Source organism: Sandaracinobacteroides hominis (genome assembly GCF_016464365.1).
In the GTDB taxonomy this organism is placed as follows: domain Bacteria; phylum Pseudomonadota; class Alphaproteobacteria; order Sphingomonadales; family Sphingomonadaceae; genus Sandaracinobacteroides; species Sandaracinobacteroides hominis.
The window spans coordinates 137,677-150,175 of the sequence record NZ_JADCUC010000004.1; the positions used below are offsets into that span (position 1 = coordinate 137,677).

8 protein-coding genes are annotated in these 12,499 nt (G+C 65.8%); 6 read left to right on the top strand and 2 right to left on the bottom strand.

Annotated features, from left to right (window positions below):
- Positions 1–49: 49 nt before the first annotated feature.
- From IM784_RS10135 to IM784_RS10160, 6 genes are all read left to right on the top strand, one after another.
- A complete protein-coding gene (locus IM784_RS10135) occupies positions 50–1,555 on the top strand; it encodes a tryptophan halogenase family protein (protein WP_199555209.1) in 1,506 nt (501 codons plus the stop codon).
- Positions 1,552–3,087 (top strand): tryptophan halogenase family protein, encoded by a 1,536-nt coding sequence (locus tag IM784_RS10140; protein WP_199555210.1) that lies wholly within the window; start codon positions 1,552–1,554, stop codon positions 3,085–3,087. The genes IM784_RS10135 and IM784_RS10140 overlap by 4 nt, the downstream gene beginning before the upstream one ends.
- Positions 3,074–4,672, top strand: a complete 1,599-nt coding sequence (locus IM784_RS10145; RefSeq protein WP_199555211.1) for a DUF5597 domain-containing protein — start codon at positions 3,074–3,076, stop codon at positions 4,670–4,672. Before IM784_RS10140 ends, IM784_RS10145 begins: the two co-directional genes overlap by 14 nt.
- Before the next feature lie 13 nt (positions 4,673–4,685).
- The gene (locus IM784_RS10150; protein ID WP_199555212.1) at positions 4,686–7,547 is read left to right on the top strand and encodes a glycoside hydrolase family 31 protein; all 2,862 of its coding nucleotides are present in this window, start codon (positions 4,686–4,688) and stop codon (positions 7,545–7,547) included.
- A 72-nt stretch (positions 7,548–7,619) separates the two neighbouring features.
- Positions 7,620–8,987, top strand: coding sequence for a DUF1254 domain-containing protein (locus IM784_RS10155; protein WP_199555213.1), 1,368 nt, complete (start codon positions 7,620–7,622; stop codon positions 8,985–8,987).
- 17 nt (positions 8,988–9,004) lie between these two features.
- Positions 9,005–10,288, top strand: coding sequence for a DUF1254 domain-containing protein (locus IM784_RS10160; RefSeq protein ID WP_199555214.1), 1,284 nt, complete (start codon positions 9,005–9,007; stop codon positions 10,286–10,288).
- Positions 10,289–10,418: 130 nt separating this feature from the next.
- Here IM784_RS10160 and IM784_RS10165 read toward each other — a convergent pair whose 3' ends face one another.
- Together IM784_RS10165 and IM784_RS10170 are read right to left on the bottom strand one after the other, a co-directional pair.
- Positions 10,419–11,111 carry a UTRA domain-containing protein gene (locus IM784_RS10165; protein ID WP_199555215.1) on the bottom strand — a complete coding sequence of 231 codons (693 nt, stop codon included), beginning with the start codon at positions 11,109–11,111 and terminating at the stop codon, positions 10,419–10,421.
- Positions 11,108–12,463, bottom strand: a complete 1,356-nt coding sequence (locus tag IM784_RS10170; RefSeq protein ID WP_199555216.1) for a formimidoylglutamate deiminase — start codon at positions 12,461–12,463, stop codon at positions 11,108–11,110. The genes IM784_RS10165 and IM784_RS10170 overlap by 4 nt, the downstream gene beginning before the upstream one ends.
- Between the last annotated feature and the right edge of the window lie 36 nt (positions 12,464–12,499).

The following is a 12,499-nucleotide window of genomic DNA, read 5'->3' on the forward strand; positions in this document are numbered from 1 at the left end:
ACAGCCGGGCCTCCCCCGGCTGTCCGCTTTTCGGGAGATGGATAAGCGCATGTCCGACCACCCCATCGCCAAGGTCCTCATCGTCGGCGGCGGCACCGCCGGATGGATGAGCGCCGCGCTCCTCGCCCGCTTCCTCAAGGGAACAGATACCCGGATCACCCTCCTCGAATCCGAGGAGATCGGCACCGTCGGCGTCGGCGAAGCCACCGTCCCCCTGCTGCACCAGTTCAACGCCGCGCTGGGCCTCAACGAAAATGAATTCGTCGCCGCCACCAACGGCAGCTTCAAGCTCGGCATCGGCTTCCGCGACTGGGGCCATGTCGGCAATCATTTCTTCCACGGCTTCGGCGACCATGGCGCCGCCATCGACGGCCTCTCGCCGCACCACCACTGGCTCGCCGCCGGCCAGCCCTTTCCCATCGACGAGCTGTCACTCTCCGCCGCCATCGCCGCCCGCGGCCGCTTCGCGCCGCCCGCCGCAGACAGCCGGCAACTGGCGGCAGACTATGCCTATGCCTTCCACTTCGACGCCGCCCTCTATGCCCGCTACCTGCGCACCTACGCAGAAAACCGCGGCGTAACCCGCATCGAAGGCCGCCTCACCAGCACCGCGCTCGACCCCCGGACGGGCCACGTCGCCAGCGTCACCCTTGCCGACGGCCGCACCCTCGCCGCCGACCTCTTCCTCGACTGCTCCGGTTTCGCCGGCCTCCTCATCGAACAGGCCCTCCAGACCGGCTACGAAGACTGGACCCACTGGCTCCCGGTAGACCGCGCCGTCGTCGTCCCCACCAGCCGCGCCGGCCCGCCGCCATCCGCCACCCTCTCCACCGCCAAGGAGGCCGGCTGGCAGTGGCGCATCCCCCTCCAGCACCGCGAGGGCAACGGCCACGTCTATTCCAGCGCCTTCACCACAGACGACCGCGCCCGCGACGTCCTGCTCGCCGGGATCGCGGGCGAACCGCTCGCCGAAACCCGGATCCTGCGCTTCACCACCGGCCGCCGCCGCCGGTTCTGGAACCGCAACGTCGTCGCCATCGGCCTCTCGGGCGGCTTCCTGGAGCCGCTCGAATCGACCAGCATCCAGCTCATCCAGACCTCGCTCTTCCGCCTCACCGAACTCTTCCCCGACCGCAACTTCGCGCCCGAACTGGCCGACCGCTTCAACCGCGAAACCATCAACGAGTATGAGCGCGTCCGCGACTTCCTGATCCTCCACTACAGCCCCAGCCAACGGCCCGAGCCGCTCTGGCGCCACGTCGCCAACATGGCCCTCCCGGACACCCTCAGCGCCAAGCTGGAAGCATGGAAGGCCCAGGCCGAAATCCCGCTGCTCGAACAGGAAAGCTACCGCGAACCCAGCTGGGTCTCGATCCTCCTCGGCAATGGTATCGTCCCACACACCAGCGCCAGCAGCGCCGACCCCAGCCTGATCGCCCGCACGCTGGCCAACCGCCGCCGCGACATCGCCCACCTCGCAGACTCACTCCCCCTGCACGCCGCCTATATCCGCCGCCATTGCGCCGCCCCCGACAGCCTCGGCGAAGCCGCATGAGCGCTGAGCCCGTCCGCCAGATCGTCATCGCCGGCGGCGGCAGCGCCGGCTGGATGGCCGCCGCCGCGCTCGCCACCCTCGTCCCCGGCGTCCGCATCACGCTCGTCGAATCCGACGAGATCGGCATCGTCGGCGTCGGCGAGGCCAGCATCCCGCCCATCCACCTGTTCAACGGCCTGATCGGCCTCGCCGAAGACGAATTCGTCAAGGCAACGCAGGCCACCTTCAAGCTCGGAATCGAGTTCGTCGGCTGGCTGAACCAGGGCCACCGCTACTTCCACCCCTTCGGCCGCTATGGCGACGATTTCGGCGCCGCCCCCTTTCACCAGCATTGGCTCCGCGCCCGCCAGCTTGGCGACCCAAGCCCGTTTGCCGCCTATTCCCTTACCACGCAGGCGGCCATGCTCGGCCGCTTCCAGCGCCCCGGCGACGATCCACGCTCGATCTTCTCCACCTTCTCCTACGCCTTCCATTTCGACGCCGCGCTCTATGCCCGGCACCTGCGCTCCGTCGCCACCGAACGCGGCGTCCTGCGCCGCGAAGGCAAGATCGCCCATGTCGAGCTGAACCCCGAAAACGGCCACATCGCCGCCCTCGAGCTCGACGACGGCGGCCGCCTGGCCGGGGACCTGTTCCTCGATTGCACCGGCTTCCGCTCGCTCCTTCTCGGCGAAGCACTCGGCGTCCCCTATCACGACTGGACGCGCTACCTCCCCTGCAACCGGGCACTCGCCGTCCCCAGCGGCAAGGTGCCGGAAACCACGCCCTTCACCCGCTCCACCGCGCATAAGGCCGGCTGGCAATGGCGCATCCCGCTGCAGCACCGCACCGGCAACGGCATCGTCTATTCCAGTGCCCATCTCTCCGACGACGAGGCAGCCGCCACCCTGCTCGCAAACCTCGACAGCCAGCCGCTCGACGATCCCCGCCCGCTCCGCTTCACCACCGGCCGCCGCGACAGCTTCTGGCACGGCAACTGCATCGCGCTGGGCCTCGCCTCGGGCTTTCTGGAGCCGCTGGAATCGACCAGCATCCACCTCATTCAGTCGGGCATCACCCGCCTGCTGCACTGGTTCCCAGACGCCCGTTTCGATCCGCGCATCGCGGCTGAATACAACCGCCAGACCGTGATCGAGTTCGAGCGCGTCCGCGACTTCCTCGTCCTCCACTATAGGGCCAACGAGCGCACGGACTCCGATTTCTGGCGCAGCTGCCGCGAGATGCAGATCCCCGATACGCTGGCCGACAAGATCGAGATGTTCCGCCTCTCCGGCCGGCTGCTCCCGCGCGAGCTGGACGTCTTTCAGGAGGCAAGCTGGCTCGCGGTATTGCTGGGGCAGGGCATAGACCCCATCGGCCACGACCCGCTGGCAGACGACCGCCGCCCCACCGAACTGGACCGTATCCTCACCGGCATGCGCGGCGCAGTCGCCAGCGCCGCCCAAGCCATGCCCACGCAATCGCAATGGATCGACGCCCACTGCCGGGCGCCTCAACTCACACCCGGAAAGGAACTCGATGCGGTTTGGTAGCCTGGCGTTCGCAGCCGCTCTTCTGGCGGCCCCCGCCCTCTCCGCCGAACTCCCCCGGCTGGAAACGAAGAACGGCAATCACGCCCTCCTCGTCGACGGCCAGCCGTTCCTCGTGCTTGGCGCGCAGGTGAACAACAGCAGCGCCTGGCCCGCCGCTCTCCCCAAGGTCTGGCCGGTGGTGAACCAGTTGCACGCCAACACCGTGCAGGTGCCGATCGCCTGGGAACAGATCGAACCGACCGAGGGCAAGTTCGATTTCAGCTTCCTCGACCAGCTGCTGAAGGAGGCCCGCGCCAACGACAAGCGCCTGATCCTGCTCTGGTTCGCCACCTGGAAGAACACCAGCCCCAACTACACCCCGGCCTGGGTAAAGCTCGACAACAAGCGCTTCCCGCGGATGCTCGATGCGAAAGGCGAAACCCACTACGCGCTGTCCCCCTTCGCCAGATCGACACTGGAGGCCGACAAGCGCGCCTTCGTGAAGCTGATGCAGCATCTGAAGGCGAATGATCCGCAAAACACCGTCATCGTCGTGCAGGTGCAGAACGAGGCCGGCACCTATCGCAGCGCCCGCGACTACAGCCCGGAGGCGAACCGGCTGTTTGCAGCGCCTGTTCCCGAGGCTGTGCGCACATATTTCAGGAAGGGCCCCGGCAACTGGACCAAGCTCTTCGGCCGCGACGCCGAGCTCTATTTCCACAGCTGGGCCGTCGCCAGCTACATCGATGCCGTGGCCGCCGCCGGCAAGGCGGTGAAGCCGCTCCCCATGTATGCCAACGCCGCGCTGCAAAGCGATCCGTTCGGCTGGCAGGACCCGAACACATTCGCCTCCGGCGGCCCGTCCCATGCCGTCATCGACGTCTGGAAGGCATCGGCCCCGCACATCGACTGGGTCTCGCCCGACATCTACAACCCCGACCACAAGGCCTATCTCGAATTCCTGCGCCACTATGCCCGGCCGGATAACCCCCTGTTCGTCGCCGAAACCGGCAACGGAAAGGAATATGCCCGCTATTTCTTCGCCACGCTGGGCAAGAACGCCATCGGCTTTTCCCCCTTCGGCATGGACGCCACCGGCTATTCCAACTTCCCGCTGGGCGCGCCGAAGATCAGCGAGGAAACGCTCGCCGCCTTCGGCCGCACCTACCAGCTCTTCGCCCCGATGCAGGGCGTCTGGGCCAAGGCCGCGGCCGAGGGCAAGGTCTGGGGCGTAGCCGAACCCACCGACCCGGCTGCGAAACACACCCAGACGATGGACCTCGGCAAATACAAGGCCACCGTCACCTTCGGCCGCCCGCAATTCGGCATGGACGCGCCCAGGGGCAATGAATGGCCCTCCGGCGGCCTCGCGGTCGCCCAGCTCGGCCCCGACGAATATCTGGTCACCGGCTTCAACGCCCGCATCGAATTCGCCCTCACCAACCCGGGCAAGGACCAGCTCCTCTTCAACCGCGTCGAGGAGGGCCATTATGTCGACGGCAAATGGGTCTTCGAACGCCTCTGGAACGGCGACCAGACCGACTACGGCCTCAACTTCACCGGCGCGCAGCAAGTCCTGCGCGTAACCCTCGCCAGCATCCGCTGAACCGGAGAGACACATGAAATTCGCAACCCTCCTGCTGGCCACCGCCCTCGCATCCCCCGCCTTCGCCGCCTGGCAGAAAACCCCCACCGGACTCGTCGTCCAGCCCACCACCGGCTCCGAAAAGCGCGTCGAGCTGAAGGTCTATGGCAACGGCCTCATCCGCGTCATCGAAAGCGACCGCCCCGACCCGAAGCTCCCCCCCAGCATCCAGGTCATCGCCAAGCCCGCAACCTCAGGCTTCACCACCACTGAAGCCAACGGCCAGGTCACCCTCTCCACCCCGGCGCTGACCGCCACCGTCCGCCTGTCAGACGGCAATGTCAGCTTCACCGACGCGGCAGGCCAGCCCATCCTCACCGAAGCGCAACAAGCCCAGTTCACCCCCACCAGCAGCGAAGGCATGCCGTTCCTCCGCATCACCCAGCGCTTCAACAAGGGCACCGACGAAGGCTTCTACGGCCTCGGCCAGCACCAGAACGGCCAGTTCAACTACAATGGCGAAGACGTCGAACTCGCCCAATACAACTTCGTCATCGCCATCCCCTTCGTCGTCTCCACCCGCAACTACGGCCTGCTGTGGGACAACAACTCGATCAGCCGCTTCGGCAACCCCAAGCCCTATGATCTCGCCGGCGAAGCCCCCACCAGCCTCGCCGTCGAGGGCGTCGACGGCAGCCCCGGCTGGACCGCCCGCTACTATCTCAACGACAAGCTCGCCGTTCAGCAGAGCGAGCGCAGCATCAACTACCAGCACATCCGCGACCTGAGGAACTGGCCCGCCGCCGCCAGGGCGCAGACCGTCGCCGCCGAAGGCGGCCAGAACACCGCCGGCAACGCCGTGCAAACCCAGCGCGTCGAATGGAGCGGCCGCGTCACCCCGGCCACTTCCGGCCTCCACCGCTTCCGCCTCTACGGCTCCAGCTACTTCAAGCTCTACGCCGACGGCAAACTCGTCATGGACCGCTGGCGCCAGAACTGGCACCCCTGGTATCATAATTTCGACCTGCAGATGACGGCAGGCAAGCCCGTCGAAATCCGCATCGAATGGGAGCCCAACGCCGGCTACATCTCGCTCCACCACAGCGCCCCCCAACCCGAAGACGAGCGCCACGCCCTGACCCTCACCTCCGAACTCGCGCAGGCGGTCGATTATTACGTCGTCGCCGGCAAGGACATGGACGGCGTCATCGCCGGCTACCGCCAGCTCACCGGGCAGGCCACCCTCCTCCCCAAATGGGCCTATGGCTTCTGGCAAAGCCGCCAGCGCTACAACACCAGCGCCGAAATCGTCGACGTCGTCAAAACCTACCGCAAGCTCAACATCCCGCTCGACAATATCGTCCTCGACTGGCGCTATTGGGAAGACCCCAACTGGGGCAGCCACGAGTTCGACGCCAAACGCTTCCCCGATCCGCAGGCGATGCTCAACGAAGTGCACGCGCTCAACGCCAATTTCATGATCTCCGTCTGGCCGAAATTCTACCCCACCACGGCCAATTTCAAGGAGCTGGACAAGGCCGGCGCCATGTACACCCGCAACATCGAAATGGGAAACAAGGACTGGGTCGGCCCCGGCTACCTCAACAGCTTCTACGATCCCTACAGCCCAGCCGGAAAGCGCCTCTTCTGGCGCCAGATGCAGGAACGCCTGGCAAAGCTCGGCGTAGACGCCTGGTGGCTCGACGCCTCCGAACCCGACATGCACTCCAACCTCTCGCCAGAGGAACGCGGCTGGATCATGGGCCCCAACCCCTCCGGCCCCATCCCCGGCCAGTCCGGCGCCTCGCTCTACAACAGCTACTCCGTCCCCAACGCCACCAACGTCTATCAGGGCCAGCGCCGCTTCACGCCAAACACCCGCCCCTTCATCCTCACCCGCTCCGGCTTCGGCGGCATCCAGCGCACCGGCTCCGCCATCTGGTCAGGCGACATCGCCTCCCGCTGGGATGATCTGCGCGAACAGATCCCCGCCGGCATCAACGCCTCCATGTCCGGCGTCCCCAACTGGACCCACGACATCGGCGGCTTCGCCCTCGAAGACCGCTTCACCAGGCAAGACCCGGCCCACCTCGACGAATGGCGCGAGCTCAACCTCCGCTGGTTCCAGTTCGGCGCCTTCACCCCCCTCTTCCGCAGCCACGGCGAAGCCCCCTACCGCGAGATCTACAACATCTCCCCCGAAGGCTCGCCCATGCGCGCCGCGATGGTCCACTACACCGAACTCCGCTACCGGCTGATGCCCTGGATCTATTCCCTCGCCGCCGAAACCCACTACAACGGCGGCAGCCTGATGCGCGGCCTCGTCATGGATTTCCCCGCCGATCCACAGGTAAAATCCATCGGCGACCAGTATCTCTTCGGCCGCGAACTGATGATCACCCCCGTCACCGTCTTCAAGCAACGCACCCGGCCGGTCTACCTCCCCGCCGGCACCGACTGGTATGATCTCGACACCGGCCAACGCCTGAAAGGCGGCCAGACCGTCCAGGTAGCGGCCCCCGCCGAAAAACTCCCCGTCCACGTCCGCGCCGGCAGCATCATCCCCACCGGCCCCGTCACCCAGTACGTAGACGAAAAACCCGACGCCCCCCTCACCCTCCTCGTCTACCCCGGAGCCAACGGCCAGTTCAGCCTCTACGAAGACGACGGCAAAACCCACGCCTTCGAAAAAGGCAGCTACAGCCGCATCCCCCTCAGCTACGACGACAGCACAGGCACGCTAACCATAGGCCCCCGCACCGGCAGCTGGAAAAACATGCAACCCACCCGCCAGATCGTGGTGCGCTGGATGGGAGAAGGCGTGGGTCTGGACAGCCCGGCAACAGGCACCCCAATCACCTACACCGGCAAACCGCTGGTCGTGCGCCGCCCGTAGCGAAACGAGCCTCTGACGGATCGGCTTACAGATGAATCAATTCGGTTATGGTTAACGCTTGAAGCTCGTTCTATGCTCCGAGACAACACCAATATCTGGAGCGAGCACATGCCGGAATCCCTCGCCACCGATCTTCCTCAGGTACGCAAGATCGCCTCCGAAGCCTATGTCTTCGGCTTTCCGATGGTCGATATGTATCTCACCATGTATGCATTTTCGGTCGACAAGGGCGGCAGGGAATATAAGGGGCCGTTCAACTCCATCCTCAACATCGCGCGCGTTTTCACGCCCGAAGACCGGGCGTTCGTCACCCCCAATTCCGATACGCCCTACAGCTTTGCCGGCCTCGATCTCAGGGCGGAGCCGATCGTCATCAGCATCCCGCCCATGGAGGATGGTCGCTATTTCGTCTTCCAGCTGATGGATCTCTACACCTTCAATTTCGACTATATCGGCACCCGCACAACGGGGAATGGCGGCGGGAACTTCCTGATTGCCGGCCCCGACTGGAAGGGGGACGCGCCGGCAGGCATCACCAAGGTGATCCGCTCCGAAACGCAGATGGTGAACGTCGTCGGCCGCACCCAGCTGTTCAATCCCGCCGACCTCGAAAATGTGAAGGCGATCCAGGCCCAATACAAGGTGCAGCCGCTATCGGCCTTTCTTGGGAAGGCGCCACCCCCGGCCGCACCGTCTATCGACTGGCCCAAACCGCTCATGCCCAAGCCGATGCGAACGTCGCTGGAGTTCTTCGACATCCTGGCGTTCCTGCTCCCCTTCGCACCCACCCATCCCAGCGAGGCCGAACTTCGCGCCAGCTTCGAGTCGATCGGAATCATACCGGGCAAGCACTTCGATGCCGCCACGCGCACACCGGAATTCCGCGCCGCGCTGGAAGCCGGCATGGCGGACGGGCAAAAGCGCATCGACGACCGTCGCGAAGCCCAGAAGGGCAAGATGGACACGCTGTTCGGAACCCGTGCGTATCTCCACAATGACTATGTCGCCCGCGCGGTGGGCGCACAGATGGGCATCGGCGCCAACTCCCGCGATGAAGCGCTCTATCCCATCCTGGAGACCGACAGCAGCGGCAAGCCTCTGGATGGCAGCAAGGGCCGCTACACCCTGCGCTTCGCCGCCGGCAAGTTTCCGCCGGTCAACGCCTTCTGGTCGCTTACCATGTACAATCTCCCCGATCAGCTGCTGGTCGCCAACCCGATCGACCGCTACCTGATAAACGCCCCGATGCTGCCCGACCTCACACGCGATGCCGATGGCGGCCTGACGATATATATCCAGAAGGATTCCCCCGGTGCCGACAGGGAGGCGAACTGGCTTCCGGCGCCGGATGGGCCGTTCATGCTGGCGCTGCGCTACTATCTGCCCAAGCCCGAACTGCTCGACGGAAGCTGGGAATCGCCAAGCGTAGATCTCGCCTGACAATCAAGGAGACTCCCATGACAAAAATCAGCTCAGAGCAGGCCCGCGCGATTGCCGCAGAAGCCTGGATATACGCGTTTCCGATGATCGAGAACTACAACACCTGGTACAAGCAGGCGGTGGATTCGAGCGCCCCCGAATATGTCGGGGGCTTTGGCCGCTATCGCCATTATTCCGAGCCTTTCACGGCAAAGAACCACGACGTCGTCACCCCCAACAACGACACGCCCTATAGCTGGGCCTGGCTCGACCTCCGCGCCGAACCCTGGGTTCTCAGCGTCCCCGATGTGCCCGCCGGCCGCTACTATGTCAGCCAGTGGGTCGACCTCTTCACCTATAATTTCGCCTATGTCGGCTCCCGCGCGACCGGCAACGGCGCCGGCCACTTCCTCTTCGCAGGGCCGGGCTGGAAGGGCGAAGTTCCCGCCGGCATCACCCAGGCCTTCCACGCCGAAACCGACATCGTCGGCACGCTCACCCGCACGCAGCTGGATGGCCCGGACGACGTCCCCGCGGTAAAAGCCGTGCAGGCGGGCATGAAGCTGCAGCCGCTCAGCGCCTTTCTCGGCAAGGCCGCGCCCCCGGCCGCACCGGCAATCGATTTTCCCAAGTATGATGCCGCCCGCGCCCGTGGCCATGATTTCATCGCCTACCTCAATTTTCTCCTGCAGTTCGCCCAGCCGGCAGATCCAAGCGAAATCGATCTGCGCAAGCGCTTCGAAGACATCGGCATCGGGCCGGGCCGGGCCTGGGACGCAGCAAAGGTCGATCCAGCGCTGCTGGCCGCAATCGATGCCGGCGTGGCGGATGCCGCCGCTTCGCTGGAAAAGGTCGTCGATGTGACCAAGGGCTCCAACGGCCTGTTCGGCACACGGCAGGAAAACGGCAACGACTATATGAAACGCGCGGTTGCCGCCGCGATGGGCCTTTACGGCAATTCCATCGAGGAAGCCTGGTATGGCGGCTATATCGGCGACGGCACGAAGCCGTCGAAGATTCACTTTGCCCCGGGAACGCTGCCCGAGGCCAAGTTCTTCTGGTCTGCCACACTCTATACGCTGCCGGACCGTTTCCTCTACGACAATGCGATCAACCGCTACTCCATCGGCGACCGCACCAAGGGCCTGAAGATGGGCGCGGACGGCTCGCTCACCATCTATGTGAGCCATGAATCGCCCGGCGCCGAGAATGAGTCCAACTGGCTGCCTGCGCCGCTGGGGCCATACAGCCTGGTCGGCCGCATCTACGGCCCCTCGGAAGCCGCAATGCGGGGTGAATGGCACTTGCCCCCACTACAATAATTCCAGCACAGCTAGTTCCGGGGACAGCGTGACTCGCGTTCCCGGAACCACCGCCGATCCAGAACCGATTGTCCCGGAGCGGACGATAGCCATCCTGCGAGCCGCCCGCATATGCGCCGCCAGACCACAGCTAGGCCACAAAGCGCGCCGTCAGCGCATGCCCCGCGGCATGCGTCTGCCGCACATAGGTAATCCGCTCGGCCGTCCGCCAGGTCCACCGCTCCACACACAGGCAAGGCGTCCCCACCGCCAGACCCAGCAAGCCGGCCACCCGCCCACAGGCCGCAACGGCGGAAATCCGGTGCCGCGCATCCGTCCACGGCACATGCCCCAGCAACCACCGCCCCGGGCTCTCCACCGAAAAATCCACCTCCCGCGCCTCCGGCACAATGGCCAGATTGATCAGCCGCGCCTCCACCGCAAACGGCGATCCATCCGCCAGATGCAGGCAATCCAGGGCCAGAACCGCCCCACCGGCAACCGCCAGCAAATCCCTGTCCTCCGCAGAGGCAACCCGCTCCGCCCGCTCCAGAATGTTCAGCCGATAGGCCTGCCCCAGCCCCTCGATCTCGGCCGAAATATCCGGAATCTCCAATGTCGCCCGATGCACCCGCGGCGCCGCCACAAAGCTTCCCGCCCGCTTCCGCCGCTCCACCAGCCCCCGCGCCGCAAGCGCCGAAATCGCCTTGCTCACCGTCATGCGCGAACAGCCATATTCGGCCATCAGCTCATGCTCGGCCGGAATGCGTCGCCCCGCCTCCCAGGCCCCAGACATGATCCGCCCCTCGATATCCAGCCGGATCCGCTCGTTCAGCGGCTTCAACCCAGCAACCCCGCCAAAACCCGCCGATAGCGGGCCGCAATCCGCTCCCGCTCCACATGCCGCCCCTTCTCCACCAACCGCCGGCCCCGCCGCCAAACCCCGTCGATCCCGCCCCGCCCGGCCGCAAACACCAACCCGTCCAGCAACGCATCGCCAGACCGCCCCACCAGCGACGGATGCGCCAGATCCAGCGTCACGAAATCCGCCGGAGCCCCCACAGCCAGCCCCTCGACAGCCCCCAATGCCCGAGCCCCGCCAGCCACAGCCCCGCGCCATAAGGCGCCGCCAGTCGATCCACCCGCCGGCGCCATCACGTTCCGCGCCCGTCCCGCCAGCCGCTGCCCATATTCCAGCAGCCGCAGCTCCTCCGTCGCATCGATCAGCACATTGGAGTCAGACCCGACCCCGAACACCCCGCCCGCCGCCAGAAACGCAGCCGACGGAAACAACCCGTCCCCCAGATTCGCCTCGGTAATCGGGCAGAGCCCGGCAACGGCCCCGCTGGCAGCCAGCCCACGCACTTCCGCGTCCACCAGATGCGTCGCATGCACCAGGCACCAGCGTCGGTCGACGGGCGCATGCGCCAGCAGCCACTCCACCGGCCGCGCCCCGCTCCAGGCGAGGCAATCCGCCACTTCCTTCACCTGCTCGGCAATATGGATATGCACCGGCCCGTCCACCAATCCCGCCACCGCCGCCAGCTCGTCCGGCGTCACTGCCCGCAGGCTGTGCGGCGCCACCCCCAGCACGGCATCCGGCAACCCCGCCAGCAACGGACGCAACCGCTCCAGCATCGCCGCAAATCCGCTGACATCATGGATAAACCGCCGCTGCCCCTCGCCCGGCGCAAGCCCGCCAAAACCCGAATGCGCATAGAAAACCGGCAGGTGCGTCAGCGCGATTCCACTCTCGCCCGCCGCCGCGACGATCGCCCCGCTCATCTCCGCCGGGTCGGCAAACGCCCGCCCATCACGGTCGTGGTGCAGGTAATGAAACTCGCCCACCCGCGTGAAGCCGCTCTCCAGCATCTCCACATAGGCCAGCGCCGCAATCACCTGCAGGTCGTCCGGCGTCAGCCGCTCGACAAAGCGATACATCGTCTCCCGCCAGGTCCAGAAGCTGTCATCCGAAGGCCCCCGCACTTCCGCCAGCCCGGCCATGCCGCGTTGAAAGGCATGGCTGTGCAGGTTCGGCAGGCCGGGCAGCGCCGCGCCATGCCGCTCGTCCGCGGCTGCTGCCGACACCCCGCTTTCCACGGAAGCGATCAGGCCATCGGCCAGCCCGATCCGAACGTTATCCGCCCAGCCGCCCGGCTGCAGCATCTGCGTAAAATGCAGGGATTTTCGAGTCATCGTTCGCTGCCTCCGCAATTATGTCTATACATTATC

Bases quoted from the DNA above. Each gene is read 5' to 3' on its own strand.
- IM784_RS10135 (WP_199555209.1), top strand. From the start codon at position 50: ATGTCCGACCACCCCATCGCCAAGGTCCTCATCGTCGGCGGCGGCACC.
- IM784_RS10140 (WP_199555210.1), top strand. From the start codon at position 1,552: ATGAGCGCTGAGCCCGTCCGCCAGATCGTCATCGCCGGCGGCGGCAGC.
- IM784_RS10145 (WP_199555211.1), top strand. From the start codon at position 3,074: ATGCGGTTTGGTAGCCTGGCGTTCGCAGCCGCTCTTCTGGCGGCCCCC.
- IM784_RS10150 (WP_199555212.1), top strand. From the start codon at position 4,686: ATGAAATTCGCAACCCTCCTGCTGGCCACCGCCCTCGCATCCCCCGCC.
- IM784_RS10155 (WP_199555213.1), top strand. From the start codon at position 7,620: ATGCTCCGAGACAACACCAATATCTGGAGCGAGCACATGCCGGAATCC.
- IM784_RS10160 (WP_199555214.1), top strand. From the start codon at position 9,005: ATGACAAAAATCAGCTCAGAGCAGGCCCGCGCGATTGCCGCAGAAGCC.
- IM784_RS10170 (WP_199555216.1), bottom strand. From the start codon at position 12,463: ATGACTCGAAAATCCCTGCATTTTACGCAGATGCTGCAGCCGGGCGGC.